22 protein-coding genes are annotated in these 21,885 nt (G+C 38.2%); 4 read left to right on the plus strand and 18 right to left on the minus strand.

From position 1 onward, the window contains the following. The first annotated feature begins 32 nt into the window (after positions 1-32). Positions 33-995, plus strand: a complete 963-nt coding sequence (corA, locus tag MKY80_RS22605; protein ID WP_025116470.1) for a magnesium/cobalt transporter CorA — start codon at positions 33-35, stop codon at positions 993-995. Between the two features lie 55 nt (positions 996-1,050). Here the strand turns inward: corA and MKY80_RS22610 are convergent, their stop codons facing one another. Further along, a complete protein-coding gene (locus MKY80_RS22610; RefSeq protein WP_008180623.1) occupies positions 1,051-1,260 on the minus strand; it encodes a hypothetical protein in 210 nt (69 codons plus the stop codon). 281 nt (positions 1,261-1,541) lie between these two features. Here MKY80_RS22610 and MKY80_RS22615 point away from each other — a divergent pair, with 281 nt between their 5' ends. After that, positions 1,542-2,852 carry a globin-coupled sensor protein gene (locus MKY80_RS22615; protein ID WP_090002642.1) on the plus strand — a complete coding sequence of 437 codons (1,311 nt, stop codon included), beginning with the start codon at positions 1,542-1,544 and terminating at the stop codon, positions 2,850-2,852. A 46-nt stretch (positions 2,853-2,898) separates the two neighbouring features. Here MKY80_RS22615 and MKY80_RS22620 read toward each other — a convergent pair whose 3' ends face one another. The 5 genes from MKY80_RS22620 to adh all read right to left on the minus strand — a co-directional run bounded on the left by MKY80_RS22620 (position 2,899) and on the right by adh (position 8,118). Next, positions 2,899-3,378 (minus strand): acyl-CoA thioesterase, encoded by a 480-nt coding sequence (locus tag MKY80_RS22620; protein ID WP_089986405.1) that lies wholly within the window; start codon positions 3,376-3,378, stop codon positions 2,899-2,901. 68 nt (positions 3,379-3,446) lie between these two features. Continuing rightward, entirely contained in the window at positions 3,447-4,874 is a 1,428-nt protein-coding gene (locus tag MKY80_RS22625) for an aldehyde dehydrogenase family protein (protein WP_036147902.1), read from the minus strand. A 40-nt stretch (positions 4,875-4,914) separates the two neighbouring features. After that, complete coding sequence (locus MKY80_RS22630; protein WP_089986406.1) at positions 4,915-5,883, minus strand: DUF4003 family protein; 969 nt, start codon at positions 5,881-5,883, stop codon at positions 4,915-4,917. Between the two features lie 333 nt (positions 5,884-6,216). Next, positions 6,217-6,576 (minus strand): DUF779 domain-containing protein, encoded by a 360-nt coding sequence (locus MKY80_RS22635; RefSeq protein ID WP_036121675.1) that lies wholly within the window; start codon positions 6,574-6,576, stop codon positions 6,217-6,219. A gap of 21 nt (positions 6,577-6,597) precedes the next feature. After that, positions 6,598-8,118 carry an aldehyde dehydrogenase gene (gene adh, locus MKY80_RS22640; protein ID WP_069483192.1) on the minus strand — a complete coding sequence of 507 codons (1,521 nt, stop codon included), beginning with the start codon at positions 8,116-8,118 and terminating at the stop codon, positions 6,598-6,600. 238 nt (positions 8,119-8,356) lie between these two features. Between adh and rluF the strand changes: the two genes are divergently transcribed. Continuing rightward, positions 8,357-9,058: a 23S rRNA pseudouridine(2604) synthase RluF gene (rluF, locus tag MKY80_RS22645; protein ID WP_036121681.1), complete on the plus strand. Its 702-nt coding sequence runs from the start codon at positions 8,357-8,359 to the stop codon at positions 9,056-9,058. A 22-nt stretch (positions 9,059-9,080) separates the two neighbouring features. Next, positions 9,081-9,800, plus strand: coding sequence for a hypothetical protein (locus MKY80_RS22650; protein WP_096365621.1), 720 nt, complete (start codon positions 9,081-9,083; stop codon positions 9,798-9,800). A 41-nt stretch (positions 9,801-9,841) separates the two neighbouring features. Here the strand turns inward: MKY80_RS22650 and MKY80_RS22655 are convergent, their stop codons facing one another. The 12 genes from MKY80_RS22655 to MKY80_RS22710 form a co-directional block, all read right to left on the minus strand. Further along, entirely contained in the window at positions 9,842-10,339 is a 498-nt protein-coding gene (locus MKY80_RS22655) for a cupin domain-containing protein (protein ID WP_089986408.1), read from the minus strand. A 116-nt stretch (positions 10,340-10,455) separates the two neighbouring features. Further along, positions 10,456-11,163 carry an ABC transporter ATP-binding protein gene (locus MKY80_RS22660; protein ID WP_025116481.1) on the minus strand — a complete coding sequence of 236 codons (708 nt, stop codon included), beginning with the start codon at positions 11,161-11,163 and terminating at the stop codon, positions 10,456-10,458. Then, entirely contained in the window at positions 11,163-11,942 is a 780-nt protein-coding gene (locus MKY80_RS22665; RefSeq protein WP_171365832.1) for an ABC transporter ATP-binding protein, read from the minus strand. Before MKY80_RS22665 ends, MKY80_RS22660 begins: the two co-directional genes overlap by 1 nt. Beyond that, complete coding sequence (locus MKY80_RS22670; RefSeq protein WP_089986409.1) at positions 11,942-12,877, minus strand: branched-chain amino acid ABC transporter permease; 936 nt, start codon at positions 12,875-12,877, stop codon at positions 11,942-11,944. Before MKY80_RS22670 ends, MKY80_RS22665 begins: the two co-directional genes overlap by 1 nt. Positions 12,878-12,889: 12 nt before the next feature. Beyond that, a complete protein-coding gene (locus tag MKY80_RS22675) occupies positions 12,890-13,765 on the minus strand; it encodes a branched-chain amino acid ABC transporter permease (protein ID WP_012296114.1) in 876 nt (291 codons plus the stop codon). 147 nt (positions 13,766-13,912) lie between these two features. After that, a complete protein-coding gene (locus MKY80_RS22680) occupies positions 13,913-15,133 on the minus strand; it encodes an ABC transporter substrate-binding protein (RefSeq protein WP_089986410.1) in 1,221 nt (406 codons plus the stop codon). Between the two features lie 354 nt (positions 15,134-15,487). Further along, positions 15,488-16,090: a methyltransferase gene (locus tag MKY80_RS22685; protein WP_107922756.1), complete on the minus strand. Its 603-nt coding sequence runs from the start codon at positions 16,088-16,090 to the stop codon at positions 15,488-15,490. 87 nt (positions 16,091-16,177) lie between these two features. After that, positions 16,178-17,932, minus strand: coding sequence for a CotH kinase family protein (locus tag MKY80_RS22690; protein WP_342531317.1), 1,755 nt, complete (start codon positions 17,930-17,932; stop codon positions 16,178-16,180). 72 nt (positions 17,933-18,004) lie between these two features. Next, complete coding sequence (locus tag MKY80_RS22695) at positions 18,005-18,688, minus strand: DUF4956 domain-containing protein (RefSeq protein ID WP_031416746.1); 684 nt, start codon at positions 18,686-18,688, stop codon at positions 18,005-18,007. A gap of 17 nt (positions 18,689-18,705) precedes the next feature. Then, on the minus strand, positions 18,706-19,407 hold the full coding sequence (locus tag MKY80_RS22700) for a polyphosphate polymerase domain-containing protein (RefSeq protein WP_089986413.1): 702 nt from the start codon (positions 19,405-19,407) through the stop codon (positions 18,706-18,708). Positions 19,408-19,621: 214 nt separating this feature from the next. Next, positions 19,622-21,040, minus strand: coding sequence for a HAMP domain-containing sensor histidine kinase (locus tag MKY80_RS22705; RefSeq protein ID WP_090002648.1), 1,419 nt, complete (start codon positions 21,038-21,040; stop codon positions 19,622-19,624). Next, positions 21,024-21,710, minus strand: coding sequence for a response regulator transcription factor (locus tag MKY80_RS22710; RefSeq protein ID WP_090002649.1), 687 nt, complete (start codon positions 21,708-21,710; stop codon positions 21,024-21,026). The genes MKY80_RS22705 and MKY80_RS22710 overlap by 17 nt, the downstream gene beginning before the upstream one ends. Positions 21,711-21,885: the final 175 nt, after the last annotated feature.

Below are 21,885 nucleotides of genomic sequence, written 5' to 3' on the forward strand. Positions count from 1 at the left end.
TATTTTGTAGTAAAAACTTTGAGGTGAAAGCTGTGATAAGCACCATTGGCATTACAAAAAAACAACAATTACTAAAAGATTTCCCTTTGGAATCCATACATCAACAAGAATTCGAATGGTACTGGGTCGATTTTAATTGCCCTACTGCAGAGGAAGAATCTTTGCTAGATTCATTTTTTCATTTTCACCCACTAGCTATTGAAGATTGCTTAATGCGATTACAACGACCCAAACTCGATTTTTATGACGATTTCCATTTTTTCGTCATTCATCGATTAAACGAGCTGACCTTAGCTGCAGAAGAGGTTAATATTTTTGCCTCAAATAAGTATATTGTGACATTCCATAAGAACCCAGTTCCCGAAATTGAAAAGGTACAAAAGATGTTAGAAAGCCAGCCAAAAAACTGGGAACGTGGCACAGTCTACTTAACGTATCAAACCATTGATAAAATCGTTGATAGTTATTTTCCACTTGTTTATAAAATTGAAGATCATTTAAATGCACTTGAAGGCGAGCTTACATACCAAAGCAATGTAAATGCCATGAAGATTGTCTTCGAGTTTCGTAGTGATTTGCTCGATTTGCGGCGTGCCATTTTACCAATGCGTGACCTTTTATATCGAGTACTTAATTCTTACCGCTTTTCATTAAACAAATCTGAAAGAGCTTATTTTGGAGATATATACGACCATCTTCTTAAACTGACAGAAATGGTTGAATCAAATCGAGAGCTGACAGCAGATATGCGAGATAGCTATATGGCTATGAGCTCAAGCCGCATGAACGGCATAATGATGACTCTAACAATCGTCTCAACGATCTTCATTCCACTAACCTTTATTGCTGGTGTTTATGGGATGAACTTTGATAATATGCCCGAGCTGCATGGACGATACAGCTATTTTATTGTCCTCGGTATTATGATTATTGTTGTAATCGCTATGCTTACTATCTTTAAACATAAAGGCTGGTTTAAATTATTTAAGCCTTAATTCCCACAAAAAGCTGCTCGTTTAACAATCAAACGAGCAGCTTCATTTATTACTATTAGTAAGGACCTCGGTCGTCAATTTTATTGTCACCCTGCTGTGGGAATAAAAAGTATGCTAAAACCCCTGACCCTAGAGCGGCGCAAATTGTAATTAATAGCTGTTCAATATGTGGTACTTCCGCATAGTAGTTTCGTAGCATGTAAACGGAACCTATTGCAACAATGACCATGACTGGAATAACGAATTTAAAGCGTTTTTTCTCCATATAGTACCTCCTCCTATAATCTTTCACGTTCAATTTTTCTCACCTTAAACAGTTCGTATTTTACAGGTTTCCCAATTTAAATTCAAATTTACTTCGCCTCACTAATCGGACTGCCAATAAAGTAAAAAAATAAAGAAATAACCAAATTTTTAACCAAATATTCAGCAAATAATAGTAAAATAGATTTAATACCAATTATTTATCAAATTTACAGACCTAACAAATTCAGAAGTGCATTTTACTCACAATTATTATGGATATTAAGAATGGAGCAAACAATAATGAGTTGGTTTTCAAAAAACAGCAGTTCCAGCTACTCAATTACATTAACACCTGAAAATTTTAAGGGCCATGTACAATTAGATGTTTTAAGTCATCCAAACCTTCAAAAGCAATTACAGCTTTTAAATTTAACAATTGAGGATTTAGCCATTATTAAGCAACTACAACCGTTAGCTAAGGATCTAATTCCTGCAATGGTGGAGCAATTTTATGCAGCCATTAGCTTGAGCCAAGATTTAGTAGACATTATTAATAGAACCTCGCATATAGATCGTTTAAAAGTTACGTTACATAAGCATTTAAGCGATATTTTTGAAAGTCATATTAATGACGCCTATATCGCTGAAAGAAAAGCCATTGCTGAAACCCATGTTCGAATTGGCTTACAATCCAAATGGTATATAGCATCCTTCCAATCCCTTACTTCTACGTTCACAAATTTTGTGAATGAAGTGGATATCTCAAAGCATGATGCCATTCGTGCAATTAACGCGTTTTGCAAAATCATTAATTTTGAGCAACAGCTTGTGATCGAGGCATACGAAAAAGAGGAAGATCGTATTCGAACAGCCGCTGATCAAACGAAAAACGCCCTTGTTACGACAATTCAAAGTACAGCTGAGGAGCTTAACGCCATTAGTGAAGAGACAGCTGCATCGTTGTTAGTCATTTCCTCGCAAACGGATGATATTGCAGAGGCAACCAAGCAGGGATTAAGCTTCGTTGCAGATACACAGGAGAAATCAAGACGTGGGCAACATCAGCTGAAAGAGCAAAATGATTTAATCCAAGTTATTTTACAAAGTGTCAACAGCCTTGAGATAACTATGAATCAGTTACGTACCTCCTCTCAAAAAATTTCTGAGATTGTAGGACTTGTCACGGGCATTGCTGATCAAACAAATTTATTAGCTTTAAATGCGTCTATTGAGGCAGCTCGAGCAGGGGAACATGGAAAAGGCTTCGCGGTAGTAGCAGAGGAAGTACGGAAGCTTGCTGAAGAAACGAAAAATGCCGTGCAAAATGTGTCACATCTCATTAAAGAAACTGAAAGTAATATTACAACAATGGCAAATTCAGTTATTAATGTTGATCAAAAAATTCAACATAGCGTCAATACGCAAGAAAACCTATCTAAATCATTTAATGATATAGCTGATGCCGTATCCGGCATTCAACAACAGTATGTTCATACATCTAGAGATATTTCAGCCATTTCTAATTTAATTACTGAGCTATCACAAGGGGCTACACTTGTTTCCTCTTCTTCTGATTCACTTATTAATGTAGTTAATGAATTGAATATGTAATATAACAAAGGGAGCTTCACCTAAAGCGGTGGAGCTCCCTTTAACCTTAATGTGGCAATGCACGCTTTTGTTTACGATGCTCTCGTCTTGCAGGCCCTGTTTCAAATAAACGTTTTTCCTCATCTGTTTCAGGATAAATGGCAGGTACAGGTACCGGTTTTCCTTCTTCATTTACTGCAACCATTGTTACAAAGGATTCTGTCGTTAATTTTTCCTCACCAGTCTCTATATTGCGAGAAATAACGCGAACATAAACCTCCATTGAAGAACGTCCTGTAGAGGAAACTATACTTTCAATTTCAAGAATATCTCCTACATGGGCAGCCGATAAAAAATCAACTGAGTCTATTGAAGCTGTGACTACAAGTCCCTTCGCATGTTTCATCGCTGTAATAGCAGCAATTTCATCAATATAAGCTAACACTCTTCCACCGAAAATGGAATTGTGATTGTTTGTGTCTGGAGGTAATACGAGACGTGATTGAACCGTACGTGATTGGCTCATGGGTACAGCATTGTTTGTCATATTTCTTGTAACTTCCCTTCATGTATGTTCTTTCGTCATCGTATCGTAGAAAAAGAGCTTATGCAAATTTAGAACGATTTTTTCATCGTAATAAATTTCATGTCTGTCATTTCCTCAATGGCCCATTTAATTCCCTCTCGCCCATAGCCACTCATCTTCACACCACCATATGGCATATTGTCTACACGGAATGTCGGAACATCATTTATAATGACAGCACCTGCCTGTAATTCATCGGCTGCATATAAGGCATCTGGTAATACATTCGTGTAAATACCTGCATTTAAGCCAAGGTCCGACTCATTGACAAGTCGAATTGCGTCATCTAATGTTTCATATGAAACAATTGAGACGATTGGCGCGAAAGTTTCCTGACAAACAATTTTCATATCAGCCGTCACATTCGTCATAACAGTCGGCGTTAACGTCCGTTCTGTAAATACTCCTCCAGTTGCAATAACTGCTCCTTGTGCCTGTGCTTCTTCAATCCACTCTTTAATTCGTCCAACCTCATTCGGGTTGATCATAGCACTTACATCTGTGTTTTTATCTAAAGGATCTCCTACTACAAGCTTTTTAGTTTCCGCAACAAATGCCTCCGTAAATTCATCAATAATAGAAGAATGTACATAAATGCGTTGTAACGAAATACATACTTGTCCAGCAAAGTTAAAGGCACCGCTCACACACCGACTTATAATTTTAGTAAAAGGCGTCGATGGTTCGACAATGACAGCTGCATTAGAACCAAGCTCTAAAGTTACTTTACGTAAACCAACTTTTTCTTTAATGCCTAATCCAACTTTACCACTGCCTGTAAACGTCACCTTTTTGACGTGAGGATGTGTAACCAAAGTATCGCTAAGCTCACCACCACTTCCTGTCACAATTTGCAACGCTCCATCTGGCAAACCTGCTTCACGGAAAATCTCTGCCATAACGAGAGAACTTAATGGTGTTTGAGTTGCTGGCTTTAAAACAACTGTATTACCTACTGCAAATGCCGGCCCTAATTTATGGGCCACTAAATTAAACGGAAAATTAAACGGTGTAATAGCAGAAATTACCCCCAATGGCTCTCTCTTTGTCCAGCCTATACGATCTCCTGCTCCAGGTGCCGCATCCATCGGTACAGTTTCGCCTTTTGGTTGTTTGGCACCCTCTGCTGCAAATTGATAAGTGGCAATGGTACGATCAATTTCCGCTAACCCTGCCGTCAAAGGCTTTCCTGCCTCTAACGCTAAAATCTCTGCAAATTCTTCTTTTCGTTGTCGCATTAAATCGACAACTTTATATAAAATTTCGGCACGCTCGTAGGCTGTCGTCTTTTTAAACGAAAGGAATGCTTGCTGTGCACCATCGATTGCTCTCTCCACATCTTGTATAGATGCCTTTGCCACTTGAGCAATCACCTCACCACTATATGGTGATTTTAGCTCATAGCTTTCCTTTGCATCTTGCCATTGACCGTTAATCCACAGTTTTGTTTCCTTCATCCTTCAAATGCACCTCCAATAATTGTTCTCCCTCATTCTATCACGAAGAGCTCGAACTCGATGCAATAGCGGCTGCACTAACTGCCGCTATCATTGCAGCATGCTGAGCTTGAATTAATAATTCAATAGATGACATAATCGTCATAGACAGTGATTTTTGTACTTTCGCCATATCATAAATGGCGATTTGTACAGCCATAAAGAGAACAAATTCACGATGCCATTTTAATAATTTTAAATCCTTTAATTCATGATATAAATGTATAACTTCTTGCAATTGGTGATGAGTAAGATCTAGTAAGGCTAAAAATCCAAGTAAGGGATAATGCATGGCCTTTACTTTGACATCTTGATTTTTAAGCACATCTCGAATGGTCACGACATTGGGCACTAGTTGACGATCAAATTGTGGAGATAAGAAGGTTAATACTTGTGACAACCATTGCAGCTCATTTCCTGCATTAAAATTATATGTTCGTAATTCTTTATAATAGCGATTCATCGTTTCTGCACGTATTTCCACATCATCAGATGGACTACTTAGTAACACAGCGTATGGAATATCTTCATAGGATGTTAAAAATGGATGATGTTTACGAATGGCATCAAATAAAGCTCTAGCTGCATATGCATGCGCGTTTTTATCCTTTTCGTCCTCTGTCAAAAACTGAGCAGCAATATAACTAAAGTTACCGCTTCTAAATTTCGCTTCCTTTAATGCATTCACATTCGTTAATAAATTCATTACTGCTTTTTCAGCATCCGCATGCTCCATTAAATTAGCAGCTATGCTATAGCCTACCGTAGTTCTTAAGGGAGACATCCACGAGGATTGCTTCTTCATTTCCTGTAAAATATGTTTGTATTGGACCGCATCAAATGTTTTCCCTGACGCAACAAACGTACTAGCTATAGCTAAAACAATTTTACGATCCACTGTCCATCCCGCAGCCTTCGAAACATCTTCTACGGTATTTGTAAATTGATTTTCTATCATCACGTAATCCATATTTAGCACGCTCCTTTTCCCATTTTACGTTACATAATGCGAGAAAGATTCATCCCATTTGTAACAATTAACATAAAAAGTAAACTTAATTTAATATATGTTACCCCATTTTTTTGATTTAATAGGAAATATTAAACAAATACGAAAGGAGGAACTACTGTTGATCGCAAAAACCACTCGGAAGTTAATATTTACCGTGACCTTAAAAGAACGTTTACAGCTATTTTTATTTTTACGAAATTCGTCTAACAATATAGCTTTACATACCCTTTTTTCTAAAAATTAATGCAAAAAGACAGCGGCAAAGTTTTTTGCCGCTGTACAAATGACTCGTTATATTAATCCTAGCTCCTGTAACTCCTCTGATGTGAAGGCTCTCGATCTTGTTAAAAAACGTTTTCCTTCAACGCCCTCTAATGAAAACATCCCACCTCTACCTTCCACTACATCCAGTATGATTTGAGTATGTTTCCAATAATCATATTGATTTTTATGCATATAAAATGGAGCTCCACCTATTTCGCCCAAACATATATCCTGATCACCTAATAGCAAGTCTCCGTCTGGATAACACATAGGGGAAGAACCATCACAGCATCCGCCTGATTGATGAAACATAACAGGCCCATGCTTCTCTTTTAATAGCTCGATGAGTGCCAGCGCTTCTGCCGTGGCTAATACACGTTCAATCACGCTCATGCACCTCCCTATGGATTAGAAGAAACCAAGTTTATTTTCGCTATAGCTAACTAATAAATTTTTCGTTTGTTGGTAATGAGATAGCATCATTTTATGATTTTCACGACCAACGCCTGACATTTTGTAGCCACCGAATGCAGCATGTGCAGGATAAGCATGGTAGCAGTTTGTCCAAACACGACCTGCCTCTATTTCACGACCGAAGCGATAGGCTGTATTAATATCTCTTGTCCAAACACCTGAACCTAAGCCATACAGTGTATCATTCGCAATTTCTAATGCCTCTTCTTTCGTTTTAAACGTAGTAACAGCTACAACAGGACCAAAAATTTCCTCCTGGAAAATACGCATTTTATTATGTCCTTTAAAGACAGTTGGTTTAACGTAGTAGCCATTTTCAAAGCCTTCCCCTACATTATTTTTCTCCCCACCGATTAGACATTCTGCACCTTCTTGCTTACCGATATCTAAATAAGAAAGGATTTTTTCCAGTTGCTCGCTTGAAGCCTGCGCTCCCATCATTGTGTTTGGATCAAGCGGATTACCAACTTTAATAGCTTCTACTCGTTGTAGTACACGTTCCATAAATTTATCATAAATAGATTCTTGAATAATTGCACGTGAAGGGCATGTACATACTTCCCCTTGGTTCAGAGCAAATAATACGAAACCTTCGACTGCTTTATCTAAAAATTCGTCGTCCTTATCCATAATATCCTCAAAGAAGATATTAGGTGATTTACCACCAAGCTCTAATGTAACTGGGATCAGGTTTTGAGACGCGTATTGCATAATCAAACGACCAGTTGTCGTCTCACCAGTGAAAGCAATCTTACCGATACGTGGATTAGATGCAAGCGGTTTCCCAGCCTCTAAACCAAAACCATTCACAATATTAATGACACCTGATGGTAATAAATCTTCTATTAGTTCCACAAGCACCATAATGGATGCTGGTGTTTGTTCTGCAGGTTTTAATACGACACAGTTTCCAGCAGCTAGTGCTGGCGCAAGCTTCCATACAGCCATTAATAACGGGAAGTTCCAAGGTATAATTTGACCCACTACCCCTATTGGCTCATGGAAATGATAAGCAACTGTATCGTTATCGATTTGGCTTACAGAGCCTTCTTGAGCACGTAAAGCTCCAGCAAAATAACGGAAATGATCAATGGCAAGAGGGATATCTGCATTTAAAGTTTCACGTACCGCCTTACCGTTATCCCATGTTTCGGCAACGGCTAGCTTTTCTAAATTTTGCTCGATACGGTCCGCAATTTTAAGTAAAATGTTTGCACGTTCTGTCGGTGATGTTTTTCCCCACGCATCTTTAGCAGCATGTGCTGCATCAAGTGCCAGTTCAATATCCTCAGCTGTGGAACGTGCTACTTGTGTAAAAACTTGTCCAGTAACAGGAGTGACATTATCAAAGTATTGACCCTTCACTGGAGGTGTCCATTCGCCACCAATATAATTATCATATTTCTGTTTGAATTGAACGACCGATCCTTCAGTGTTTGGAAATGCATAAACCATTTTACTTCTCCCCTTTACACAATTTAATGAGACTATCTACAAAAAACATTATTTTATAGCGAAATAACCATATTTTCATAGAAATCCTCTCATCTAATATATTGTCAGAAACAAATAATAATTTCAACTTTTTAAAAATTTTTCAAACAATTTATTTTTACTAGAAAAGTATATAGAATTCACGGTTTGTATAACGTTAAGGTATACTTAAAAATAATATTAGATTTAGGAGAACAATATGCGTATTAATAAATATTTAAGTGAAACAGGCATTATATCACGTCGTGGCGCTGATAAGTGGATAGCCGAAGGAAAAGTTACAATTAACGGCGAACCTGCGACAGTTGGAAGTCAGGTTGAGAATGGCGACATTGTTTGCGTTGATGGAAAAGAGGTAAAGAAAGAACAAAAGCTTGTCTATATAGCTTTAAACAAGCCGGTCGGCATAACAAGCACAACGGAACGCCATATAAAAGGCAATGTCGTTGATTTTGTAAATCATCCTTTACGAATTTTTCATATTGGGCGTCTCGATAAGGAATCGGAGGGGCTATTGTTATTAACTAATGATGGCGATATCGTCAATAAAATTCTTCGCGCTGAAAACCATCATGAAAAAGAATATATTGTTCAAGTAGATAAACCTATAACAGAGCAATTTATTAACAAGATGGGCGCAGGTGTAGATATTCTAGATACAACGACCTTACCTTGTTATGTTGAAAAGATCTCAGACAAAGTTTTTAAAATCATTTTGGAGCAAGGCTTAAATCGTCAAATACGCCGGATGTGTTCAGCTCTTGGCTACTCGGTAAAGCGTCTACAGCGTATTCGTATTATGAATATTAAGCTTGGAAATTTAAAAGTAGGCCAATGGCGGGACCTAACTGATAAAGAGCAGGCAGAGCTATTCAAACTACTGAATTACACACCAAAATAAGTATAAGAGGAGGGCGAGGACGATGATTTCCATTCAAAGCACAGAACAGTTAACAGGTGTACAAATTTGCGGAGATTTTTGGGATTTAGATGAGCTAATCAACGCTATTTACAAAGTAACTGGTGATGCCAATAAATACTATGATTATCAAGGTCCTCGACTCCGTATTTTAAGCGTTTGCTATAAACTGAGACATGCTATGCTTGGGGAACACCAACTAGAGTTTGTGAGTAACGGTGTTAACAAGAACACCCTCACACAACATGAACTTATTTTCCCCAATAAAAACATCTATTTCGCTACAGATATTCTTTGGCCTGAAATTATCTTTAGCGCTATCGCTTTAAACGATTTCATCGATCTACACCTGACAATAAACAATGCATCTATTTGGAATCATGAGATAGCGACGATTCGTAAATTTCAAGCTGCTATTGCAGATTGTTTAGAACAGGAAGTGAAAGAAGAGGATTATGGAGTCTTTTTAACAATGCTACAGGCAAAAAGCCCTTTAACCTTCCTTTTCGCCACACAGTATGTGGATGTTCTGAATTTAGAATATATCCAATTAAATAAAGAAGAACGTAAAGCTCAGCTAGCTGCATTTGCATTACGCTTACTTGTAGAGGATCATGAATATGTAGCACTTAAATCACTCCTAATGGAAGCCGCGATTGCCACGAAACAACCTTTACACGCCATCCAAATGCAGCTTAGCTATCCGGAAGAAATTTTATGGTAAACAAACAACGCCGTCTCACAATGAATGAGACGGCTTATTTATTATTTAATCGTTTGGTAAGCCATTTTACGAATTACAGCCTCATGCTGAGGGTAATCTGCTAAAAGCTCGTCCTGTGTAAACAATTCGAAATCCTCAAAGTCAAAGCCTGGGGCAACCATACATCCCACTAAACTAAACGTATCTGCTTCCTCCACCGATGATCCAAATATCGTATTTTTAGGGACCACAATTTGTGGTATCTCCCCCGCTTCTACGTTCAAGCCAAGCTTCTTCGCTTCATATGTTCCATCTGGAAAAATCATATGGACTGTAAGCGGACTACCGGCATGGTAATACCATAGCTCATCTGACTGCAAACGATGTAGATGTGAAATGTCCTGTGAGCGAAGTAAGAAATAAATACTCGTATAAATAGGTCTCTGAACATCTCTTACTGCAATATCTTCTGCAGCCCGAAATGAAGAAATATAATAGCCTCCTTCAGGATGTTCGGCTAAATTTAGTTGTTGAATAAAATATTGTGCTGAATAGTTCAAAAAACATCACTCCTTTTTTCCACCTTACCAAAAATGAATAGTAAAATGCTACCTTCGATTATTCAGTAGGAAGAACAACGAAAAAGGGCCTCTCCTTGTTGAGACGCCCTTCTCCATTATAAACCACCCAAATAAGCTGCTTTTACTTCTTCACTTTCTTGAAGCTCTTTAGCTGAACCAGATAAAACAATACGCCCTGTTTCGAGCACGTATGCACGGTTAGCGACAGACAGTGCCATATTGGCATTTTGCTCAACAAGCAATACTGTTGTCCCCTCTTTATTCACCTGTTCAATAATATTGAAAATATTTTTAACCATAAGCGGCGCGAGCCCCATTGAAGGCTCATCCATTAATAGCAATTTGGGCTTTGCCATTAAGGCACGACCCATCGCAAGCATTTGCTGTTCCCCACCAGACAATGTTCCTGATAGCTGTTTACGACGCTCCAATAGTCTAGGGAATAACTCAAAAACATGGTCCATATCTTTTTTAATTCCTGCTTTGTCATTACGCAAATAGGCACCAAGCTCTAAATTTTCTTCTACGGACATATTGGCAAAAACACGACGTCCTTCTGGAACGTGGGAAATCCCCGATTTAACAATAGTTTGGGCTGCTTTCCCCGCAATAGAGAAGCCTTCGTATTCAATAATGCCACCTTTTGGTTTTAATAAGCCTGACAATGTTTTTAACAATGTACTTTTCCCAGCTCCGTTTGCACCGATTAATGTGACAATTTCACCCTCATTTACTTCTAAAGAGAGGCCCTTCAATGCTTGAATGTTACCATAATAAACATCTATATTTTGTACTTTTAGCATTAGCCGATAACCTCCTCACCAAGGTACGCTTCAATTACCTTTGGATTGTTGCGAATTTCTTCTGGTGTCCCGTCAGCAATTAATTGTCCATGATCGAGTACATAAATACGCTCACAAATACCCATTACTAAGCTCATATCATGCTCAATCAGTAATATCGTTAAACCAAACTCCTTACGTATAAATGCAATTAATTCCATTAAATCATGCGTTTCCTGCGGATTCATCCCGGCAGCTGGTTCATCCAATAATAATAGCTTTGGATTTGCCGCTAATGCACGGGCAATCTCTAATCGTCTCTGCATTCCATATGGTAAATTTTTAGCTAACTCGTTCATATAGACATCTAAACCAAAGATTTTTAAAAACTCTATGGATTGAAGCTCCATTTCGGCCTCACCCATGAAATGCGTGGGTAAGCGAAAAATCGATGACCACATCGAATGCTTAGCAAGCGAATGGTTGGCTACTTTAACATTGTCTAGAACAGATAGCTCTTTAAATAGACGAATATTTTGGAATGTACGGCTTATTCCCTTTTGTGTTACTTGGTAAGGTGCAAGCCCGTTTAATTTCTGTCCGCCAAATGTGATGGTCCCCTCTGTTGGTGTATATACCCCTGTCAGCATATTAAAGCTAGTCGTTTTTCCAGCACCATTGGGACCGATTAAACCCACTAATTCACCTTGATTGAGATACATATTAACACCCTGTACTGCCTTTAAACCACCGAATTGAATCCCCATGTTTTCAACATTAATAAGAAGGTTTCCAGTCATTATTTTGTACCTCCTTTTTTACCAAACTTAAATAAATCCGTAATTTCTTTTGTTCCCATTAATCCTGTTGGGCGATAAAGCATTACGATAATTAGTACTAAACTGTAAATAATCATACGAGTCTCTGGGAAGTTTGCTAGATACGTCGATACGATCGTTAAGAAAACCGCAGCGATCACGGAACCTGAAAGACTTCCTAAGCCACCAAGTACAACGTAAATTAAAATATCAAATGATTTTAAGAAACCGAAAGTTGTCGGCTGAATAATGTAAAAGTTATGGGCAAAAATTGCACCTGCTAGCCCAGCAAAGAAAGATCCAATCGCGAACGCGACAACCTTATAGTAAGTTGTATTAATTCCCATCGCATCTGCTGCAATCTCATCTTCGCGAATAGAAATACATGCGCGACCATGACGCGAATTTGTAAAGTTTGAGATGACAAGAATCGTTAATACGACACCAAAGAATGCATACGTCCAGTTAGATAAATATTTAACCTGCATCCCTGCAGCACCGCCAACATAATCCGTATTTAAGAAAATAATACGAATGATCTCCGCAAATCCTAAAGTCGCAATTGCGAGATAGTCCCCTTTTAAACGAAGTGTCGGAATACCTACAATTAGACCTGCGATAGCTGCTGCCGCTGCTCCTAATAAAATCGCCAATGGGAATGGTAACATGAGCTTCGTCGTAATAATCGCTGACACATAGGCTCCAACAGCTAGGAACCCGGCATGCCCAATCGAAAATTGACCTGTAACCCCAATTACAATATGCAAACTAACAGCTAGCATAATGTTAATACACATCGTAATCAGCATATTTTTATAGTACATATCAATGACTTCGGTCGTAATCAATAATTGCACAACTGCATAGATGACTAGCGCTAATACGGCATAGCCCCAGAAAACTTTAGACTTTTTCATATAACCGCTCACCTACACTTTCTCACGGGCATTTTTACCAAAGATACCCGATGGTCTGAATATTAAAATCAAAATTAAAATAACGAATGCCGCTGCATCTCTCCATAAAGAGAAGCCAAGAGCACTTACTAAAGATTCTACAACGCCTAGTAACATACCACCGACCATAGCGCCAGGAATAATCCCAATCCCACCAAGAACAGCTGCGATAAACGCTTTAACTCCTGGTATAACACCCATTAACGGGTCAATTTTCGTATAATACACACCGAAGATAACACCGGCTGCACCAGCTAAAGCCGAACCAATTGCAAATGTTGCAGAGATTGTATTATCAACGTTAATCCCCATTAAACGTGCTGCATCCGCATCATGAGAAACGGCACGCATGGCTTTCCCGATTTTTGTTTTATGTACGATGAATTGTAAAAGAATCATCAGTACAACAGCGACTGATAAAATTAAAATAGAGGTACTACTAATTTGTACGCCTAAAATATCAAAAGACTTATTTTTGAACACTTCAGGATACGCTGCCGGTTGAGCCCCTCTGAAGAAAATCGTTGTATATTCAATTAATAACGATACGCCGATCGCTGTAATTAATGCCGCAATACGTGTTGCATTTCGTAATCGTTTATAGGCGATCCGTTCAATTAAAACACCAAAAATTGCGCAAATGAGCATCGCCAATAATAATGCTGGGAAAAAGCCAAGCTCCCATTTAGCAATTGCGTAAAAGCCGATAAATGAACCAATCATGAAAACGTCACCATGGGCAAAGTTAATCAGCTTGATAATACCGTATACCATCGTATACCCTAGCGCTATTAACGCGTAGATACTTCCTAGTGAAATACCATTCACAAGTTGCTGTATCCATTCCATACGCATTCACTCCTTTGAATTTTCTGAAAAATGAGAAATTTGTACATGCATCGATACTAAAAAGTTATGTTTTATGCTGCTATTCTAGTTATCTAAAACAGAAAAAAGGAAGGCGTGTTTACCCGCCTCCCCCTTGCTTACAAAACATTAAGGATTAACTTTAGAGTTGAACACTTGTTTACCGTCTTTAAATTCAAGAACTGTTGCTGTTTTAATTGGGTTATGGTTTTCGTCAACTGAGAAAGTACCTGTTACTAAAGAAAGATCTTTTGTTGCAGCTAATTCATTTTTAATAGCTTCCCCATCTGTAGAACCTGCACGTTTAATGGCATCAGCAATGTAGTAAATAGAGTCATATCCAAGTGCGTTGAACGCATCAGGTGCCTTATCACCATTTGCCGCTTTAAATGCCTTTACAAAGTCTTGAATTTTTGGGTCTGGATCTTCTGCAGAATAGTGGTTAGTAATATACGTATTATTTAATGCATCCTTGCCCGCTAGATCCACTAAAGTTGGTGAATCCCAACCATCAGCCCCCATTAAAGGTACATCAATACCCATTTCACGGGCTTGTTTAACAATTAAACCAACCTCTTCATAGTATCCAGGGATAAAGATAAAGTCTGGATTCGATGCTTTAATATTTGTTAATTGTGTACGGAAGTCTGTATCCTTGGCTACATAAGCTTCTTCCTTCACAATTTTTCCACCACTTTTAGTAATCGTTTCTTTAAAGGACTTTGCTAAACCTTTTGCATAATCAGATGCGTTGTCAGCAAAAATAGCTACGTTTTTTGCACTTAGCTCACCTGAAGCGAAGTTAGCTGCCACAATCCCTTGGAATGGGTCAATAAAGCATGTACGGAATGCATACTCGTTAACGCTGCCATCCTCATTTACCGTAATATTTGGGGCAGTCCCAGAACCAGTAACAATCGGGATTTTATTTTGATTGGCAATTTGAACCGTTGCTACTGTATTTCCTGAAGTTGCAGGAGCTAGCATTGCTACTACTTTATCTTGCGTTGCTAGTTTAATAGCTGCAGCTGTAGCCTCAGAGTTTTCGGATTTATTATCTACTTTAATCAGTTCAATCTTCTTACCATCAATACCACCAGCATCATTTATCTCTTTTACAGCCAATTCTGCGCCCAGACCGATTGAAGAACCATAAGATGCTACATTCCCTGAAAGCTCTAGGTTTGCACCAATTTTAATTGTATCGCCATCAGATGAACCACCGCCTGATGATGGGCCACCACCTGAACTTGAATCGTCTCCGTTACCACAACCAGCAAGTACACCAGCAAGTAAAGAAGATGCTACTAATAGTGAACCGAACTTCTTAAGCTTTTTACTCTCTTTCATAATTAGATTCCCCCTGAAGATTTCTAAAATATTAGATATTTCTGATAATTATAAACAAATAAATTCATTTCCTCAATAGCAAAAATAATTATTTATAACTACCTAAAAACGACAGAACAATATTATTCATTTATGACTTTTACATTGTAAAACATTCTTTATATTTAGTCTAGAGTGATTTTTCAGTATAATTAGTTATTTAAGAATTATCTTTCAATTCTTTTATAGTGTAGTACAAAACTATCATATGCAATTATTTTTTTAAGATAAGGTTTTGGCTGTCCTTCATTTTTATTAAATTATTTCCCTGAAAATAAGTGTAGAAAAGAGAAAAAAGCATGGAGACGATTGCCCCTATGCTTTCTTTAATTCGAACACACAAAGGCGTTCATTCATATTAGTTTCATTTTCTAAATGCACTTCATGGAGCAATTCAAATGGTGTCCCCTGATGTAAAAACTGTAAATAATCATAGGGAGGATAGTATAAAATTATATGAATATCTCGCATGTTTTGCTCATAGGATTGCCAAATGTTCTGAATAACTGTGCGGAAAATATGAATGGAAAAGGGATTAAAAAAGAAAAACACATTATCACGCGGCTTTATTTCATATGCCTCTGCTATCGTATGAATAAATGTAATAGGTGCATGTGAACGCTTTTTTTGAAGATAGCTTCGTTTATTTTCTTCTGCCTCAGCATAAAATCCAGCATCCATCTCTATTCCGATCGTTGGAATATGAAATTGATGATGAACATAAATGGGTACCCTTCCCTTTCCACAGCCCATATCAATAAACACAGGGTCGTTAGGCATCTCATAGATAGCAAATAATTGTTCAAGCCCATTATAAGGGGTTGGTTCATAACGGTGATAGTGGGCAAGCTTTGGGAAACCATATTGTTCTCCCACGGTCTTAATATGCAAATATTTATCAAACTGTTGTTCATTCATATGAAAGGACTCCTAAGAACAGAATGCTTTATTTTAGCACGAGAAAAAGCAAAAACCATACCCAAAAGTTTGGATATGGTCATTTTTTTATCGGCCTCTACGCTTAAATCTATAAACAAAGAGAAGTGAAAGAAGTAATAACACGAAGGATGCAATGATAGTAATCACTGTAGTCTTATCAATTGTAGCGGCTGGATCGGCGATTTCATTATTAGCACCAGGCATACCCATTGGCGCTCCGTTTTCATCCGGGCGCTGCATAGGCCCACCATTTTGACCTTCTCCCCCCATTGGTCCATTGCCTTCTTTGTTAAACGTAGGACCTTGTGATGGATCAAAATCCTCTGGTAGCTGACTCGGATCACTATTATCAGGCATCCCTTTCATTTCTCCATCTTCATTTGGAACCGGCATCGTATTATCTTGAGCAGTTATCGATGCCTCCACAACAAGCTCCCCAGAGAGCTGTTTTAAAATAGATTCAGAGCGCTGCTTTGCAAACTCAGGTAAACTATTCTCACCTTCAACTGCCTCTAAAAACTGTTCCGTCGTAGAAAATTTAGTTGGATCCGCTTCGACATAGGTTGTTAAAAGCACCGCTAATTTTTTTGTCCTGGATTGTACATAATCCTCTGTTAAATAATTCGTAGTTAACTCTTCTAAATAACCTTCATATTGAGCGCGATATTTCTCATTAGTAAGTAAGGCTTTTAGTAGTGGCCGTTCCTCCAAAGTTGTACCAGAGACAGGAGTAGTCACACTAAAATTAATAGCACTTTCGGCCATTAGGTTTCCTGACATGCCCATATCCATGTTAAACTGGCCATTCTGTTGTTGCCTATCGACACCCGCTTGATCCGTTTGTCCATTGTTCTCCATTGGTGAACTTTTTGAATTAGAAGCATCCACTGGCTTTTGACGATCTTCTCTACCCATTCCCATTCTACCGCCACCTGCTCCAAAGCCACCAAAGGACATATTGTAATCCCAAGGGATAATTGAAAAATTGCCATTCTGTTCGTATAAATAATAGTTATGCTTCATATTCCCTTGATAACTATCTAAATTTACAAGTGCCGTATTGACGGCGAAATAACGTAGCATTTCATCGACATCCAAATATTTTTCAATGTCTCCACCATTATTAATTGCATCCAGCATTTCCACAAATTTGGATTGATTAATATTATCTTTATTTGTTTTTAATCCAATACCTGTATAATCCGTCATATCGTCACTTATATATTTTAAATCACTGCCTGTCCCATCTGGCTTAAATAAAAAGCCATTATTGGAGCCATAGTTATTAGCTAGGAACGTTTCATCCACTGCTTCTACGCCTAAAAACAAACCCCGCTCCTCACCATTTACTGTGACATACATATAGGAATGTGCTGGCGTTGGTAAGCCCATTTGCTCCATTAATTCATAGGATATATACTCTCGCATTAATGTAGAGTCACTATAATTATTATTTAAATTTAACTTTTTCAAGCCATATAAGCTTTGAGTATCATCATAATAATCAAAATCAATTTTTAAGCTATAACGATCTGAGTCACTGTTGATGACGGATCGTAACGTTAAGTTTCCTTTAGTGCGTATAGCCACATTCTCAATTTTCTTGCCGTTTACTGTAATATCCGCCTGTTTTAACTCTTCATCTGCCGCATTTTCCAGCATGTCAGCCCAATCTTCCTCGGCTATCTCAATATCCACTGTAGTAACTTTGTTTTTATTAAAAACTATATTCTCATAAGAGAAATTGGTATTCTTAGTTTCAATGCCTACATTCGGAAGTACAGCATATATCACGACAAAGAGAAGGAGAAGAATTGCCATGCACAGGTAGACAATTCGGGTTTTAATCATCACTGACACCTCGCTTTGGAATCCTTTTTGTGAACGCAGTCATTATGCTGTAAAGTTCCCGTCATAGCTTAGCATAATGGCAGATTTTACACCCGGCACTTTTGTAAGCAGATCCATTAGTTTAGCATCGTTTTGTTTGACGCGAATTTCATACGTAGTTTCCATCTCCTCATTGTTCATAATCGACTTCGATTTGAGGGCGAATTTTTTTGTTTGTGCAGCTATAATTCGCTCCACCTCTTGAGATGCTAGCTCTTCCTCAAACTTTACAATTAATAAATAAGGATTTTCTACTGTGATTTTATTGACAAATACTAACAGCACAAGACCAATTAACACAGCTCCAATAATGACTAAAGGAATAAACCCTGCCCCACATAAAATACCTGAAACAATGGCCCAGAAAATGTAAACTAAATCCATAGGATCCTTAATAGGCGTTCGGAAACGCACAATGGATAATGCACCAACCATACCAAGAGATAGAAGAACATTCGAACTGATCCCCATAATCACGAGTGCTGTCGCCATTGTCATAATGAGCAATGCAATATTGAATGAATGAGAGTAAATCACTCCATTAAAGGTTTTCTTATAAACTGCGTAAATGAAAAGTCCAATGAAAAATGCTACGACCAAACCAATAATTGAATCGATTAATGAAAAAGATGTTGTTTTTTCTAAAAAATTAGATTTAAAAATATCACTAAATTTAATTGTATCCATCGTTCGTTCTCCTTTTATTAGCCATACATACGACTAAGTTGATATTTTGAATATGCCTCGGCACGTGTATCTACAGACTGAAGTAAATATTTGATGATGTCCGGTAAATAGTCATCGTATTTCACCTCTAAAATCACTAGGTTTTGCTCTAGTACATCCACCATGGGTAAGCTTGGATTAAACATATCTGTATTGCGTAAGCTGGATTGCACCTTACTATCAAAAGTTACTCGCACATTACCAAATGGGTAAATATACGCCTCTCGCTCATAATCTACTACTGTTGTTGGTCTAAGCTGGCTGTAACTCATCTCTTGATATAAGTCCCTAATCAGTCCTCGCTCATCCACCTCCATCCATGAAATATCTCCAAGGCGCATTTTTTCATATTCAGCTTGAGATATTGCACACTTCGTTTTAAAGGTTAAATTATTCCGTTTACTCTTACGCTCAAGATTGATAATGGCACTAGATTTACCGTATATTCGTACGCGGTATTTATCTCGATTAATATAGCCTTCCTTTTTCTCATTGAGCACTTTATTCGCAAAATTGTCGAAGTACGTACTCCGAATTAAATATTTCCCCTCCGCCCCCGCATGCATGTCCAGCTGCATAATATACTGTAGCTTTGCTTTTAATAACGCATAGTCTGGATAGGAAATCGCCTGTTTAATTTCTTGACGACCATTTGGATTAAATGAGGTTACTATAGGCATTTACATCACACTCCCTACTAAATTTCATTGTCGTATAGCGGCTGAAGCCCAACGATAGCAAAAGCATCTTTTTGCTCGTTTCTCGTCTACACTGTTTACTATAAAGAGCGTTTGTGTCAGGCAGATGTCAACTTTCCATTTTCTTCACTGATATTTTACAAATCATTTCTGGCCTGTTGTTTCCATGAAGCCCATTAAAAAAGCTACCACGCCTTTACGACGTAGTAGCTTTTTGCAATAGTAATTCAAAAGAAGTTCCTGTGGCGTGACTTTCGATTAATTTTAAGTCACCACCAATAGATTGTGCCATCATTTTACTAAGAGGTAATCCAAGACCTAACCCTCGAATGGCATATTTTTTATTCTCTCCTCTATAAAAACGCTCAAATACAAATGCCTGATCCTCTACAGGAATACCTCGCCCTGTATCCGTTACAATAATTGAGACCGTATCCCCTTGCTCTTTAAGTGTTAGCGTTACAGATCCTATATCCATCGACTGTTTCGCATTGGTTAATAAGTTGGTCATAATTTGCTGAATACGGACAATATCAACATGTACATGGATGGCAGGATCAACTAAGTGCAAGTTTACATGAACACTGTCATCTTCCTGCATTACTTCCCACTGTGCGACCGCCTCCCGCAGAAGCTGATTGACGTTTACAGGCTCAAGCTTCACCGGAATCGCATCTACTGCAAAGTGGTTAAAAGCAAGTAAATCACCAACCATTGTTTTCATTTTTGTCGTTTCGACCACAGCCATATCAATAAATTCCATTGCATCTTGTCCTGTTACAACGCCATCCTTTACAGCTTGTAATAGCCCACTTATAGAAGTGACGGGTGTTTTCAGTTCATGGGTGACGCCTGCCAATAATTCTGTTCTGGTTTTCTCCAGTTGTTCAAGTTTTTGAGCCATATTTTCAAAGGAAGTTACAAGCTCATATACCTCTTTTTCCTTACTATCCTGAGGTAAATCGACTGAATAGCTACCCTCCTGCACTTGTTTTGCTGCTGCTGCTACTTGTTTGATGGGACGTGCTAAACGTTTGGATAAAAAATAGATAGCAACCCAGCCTAATAAAGCCAACGCCCCAATCAAAATGGCAAGCTGACCATAGGCTTGATTCACTCTTGTTAAATTTTCTTTCTTCTCCACTACTAACACCCAGCCAATTAGCTCCTGACTATTTTCTATTTTTCTTTTGACCACATATTGAACGGGCTCTAATCCTATCGTTAATTCCTTTGTACCTTCTTCACCATCTAACATACTCACTACATTTTTAGCACTACCTGGTGGTACAGGGCGGTTACTTGTTATGATATTGCCCTTTGTATCGACTACATACAGGATAGGATCAATTTCTCTCATAGTAAAACGTTCCCGATCCCTAATGAAACCAGGAATACCGTTAAACGGCCCATTACTGAGTCCCGAATTATCGGTTAAACGATAGACCGTCTCATCCGCTAAAAACTCCATCATCTCTAGTCGATTTTCAAACGTCGTATGGCGAATCCAAGCTGCCGAAATCAAGGAAATTATAGCTAAACCTATAAATAGTGTAAGTAAGTAACGGCTTGTCCAATATTGAAGTAAAGATATTCTTTTATTTCTTTTGAACACTCAGCTGATACCCCAATCCACGTAGTGTCTTTATTTCGCCCTCTGCTTCATCCCAATCCATCAATGCTTTACGAAGCCGTTTCACTGCTAAGTCTACCGCTCGATCACTTCCGTCATACTCCCAGCCCCAAACATGATCAATGAGCTGATCACGCGTAAATGTTTGGTTCGGATGGTCAGCTAAAAATAAAAACACCGATAAATCTCTAGGCGTTAATAGTATTTCCTTCCCTCCTAGAAACACTCTATGTGCCTTCCTATCAATTTCGAGAGAACCGTAACGCTTTAAAGAGGATGAATCGGTGCTTCCTTCAGCCCGTCTTAAAACGGCCTTCACTCTCGCAACAACTTCATCTGCAATAAAGGGCTTTGCAATATAATCGTCTGCCCCTTGGTCAAATCCTTCTAAACGGTAATTCACCTCACCTAAAGCGGTCAACATTATAATGGGACAAGCACTGAATTCTCTAATTTCCTTTAAAATAATCCAGCCATTTTTCTCAGGCAGCATAATATCTAGTAACACTAAATCTGGTTGGGTCTCAATAAATTTATCTAAAGCCTCACCACCACTAAAGCATTGTGTTACATCATAGCCGACCTTTTTCAAATAAACGTTTAACACCTGGCTAATTGCATATTCGTCTTCTATTACTAATATTTGCGCCATTTTTGTTCACCTCGCGACTAACTAGCTCTTATGTTTATTATAGCACTGGATTATGTCAGTTAAATGTCAGCGTATAAGCAGAAGTATACTTACGATGAGAATATATTGAGGACTTCTATTGACAATGTCTTCTTAAGCCACTTATCATTGATTGCGAATGATAATCAGTGATAAT

Source organism: Lysinibacillus sp. FSL R5-0849 (assembly GCF_038595075.1).
GTDB lineage: Bacteria > Bacillota > Bacilli > Bacillales_A > Planococcaceae > Lysinibacillus > Lysinibacillus fusiformis.

Excerpts from the sequence above, each read along its gene's own strand:
- MKY80_RS22610 (WP_008180623.1), bottom strand. The coding sequence starts at position 1,260 with ATGGAGAAAAAACGCTTTAAATTCGTTATTCCAGTCATGGTCATTGTT.
- MKY80_RS22615 (WP_090002642.1), top strand. The coding sequence starts at position 1,542 with ATGAGTTGGTTTTCAAAAAACAGCAGTTCCAGCTACTCAATTACATTA.
- MKY80_RS22620 (WP_089986405.1), bottom strand. The coding sequence starts at position 3,378 with ATGACAAACAATGCTGTACCCATGAGCCAATCACGTACGGTTCAATCA.
- MKY80_RS22625 (WP_036147902.1), bottom strand. The coding sequence starts at position 4,874 with ATGAAGGAAACAAAACTGTGGATTAACGGTCAATGGCAAGATGCAAAG.
- MKY80_RS22630 (WP_089986406.1), bottom strand. The coding sequence starts at position 5,883 with ATGGATTACGTGATGATAGAAAATCAATTTACAAATACCGTAGAAGAT.
- adh (WP_069483192.1), bottom strand. The coding sequence starts at position 8,118 with ATGGTTTATGCATTTCCAAACACTGAAGGATCGGTCGTTCAATTCAAA.
- rluF (WP_036121681.1), top strand. The coding sequence starts at position 8,357 with ATGCGTATTAATAAATATTTAAGTGAAACAGGCATTATATCACGTCGT.
- MKY80_RS22650 (WP_096365621.1), top strand. The coding sequence starts at position 9,081 with ATGATTTCCATTCAAAGCACAGAACAGTTAACAGGTGTACAAATTTGC.
- MKY80_RS22660 (WP_025116481.1), bottom strand. The coding sequence starts at position 11,163 with ATGCTAAAAGTACAAAATATAGATGTTTATTATGGTAACATTCAAGCA.
- MKY80_RS22665 (WP_171365832.1), bottom strand. The coding sequence starts at position 11,942 with ATGACTGGAAACCTTCTTATTAATGTTGAAAACATGGGGATTCAATTC.
- MKY80_RS22670 (WP_089986409.1), bottom strand. The coding sequence starts at position 12,877 with ATGAAAAAGTCTAAAGTTTTCTGGGGCTATGCCGTATTAGCGCTAGTC.
- MKY80_RS22675 (WP_012296114.1), bottom strand. The coding sequence starts at position 13,765 with ATGGAATGGATACAGCAACTTGTGAATGGTATTTCACTAGGAAGTATC.
- MKY80_RS22680 (WP_089986410.1), bottom strand. The coding sequence starts at position 15,133 with ATGAAAGAGAGTAAAAAGCTTAAGAAGTTCGGTTCACTATTAGTAGCA.
- MKY80_RS22685 (WP_107922756.1), bottom strand. The coding sequence starts at position 16,090 with ATGAATGAACAACAGTTTGATAAATATTTGCATATTAAGACCGTGGGA.
- MKY80_RS22690 (WP_342531317.1), bottom strand. The coding sequence starts at position 17,932 with ATGGCAATTCTTCTCCTTCTCTTTGTCGTGATATATGCTGTACTTCCG.
- MKY80_RS22695 (WP_031416746.1), bottom strand. The coding sequence starts at position 18,688 with ATGGATACAATTAAATTTAGTGATATTTTTAAATCTAATTTTTTAGAA.
- MKY80_RS22700 (WP_089986413.1), bottom strand. The coding sequence starts at position 19,407 with ATGCCTATAGTAACCTCATTTAATCCAAATGGTCGTCAAGAAATTAAA.
- MKY80_RS22710 (WP_090002649.1), bottom strand. The coding sequence starts at position 21,710 with ATGGCGCAAATATTAGTAATAGAAGACGAATATGCAATTAGCCAGGTG.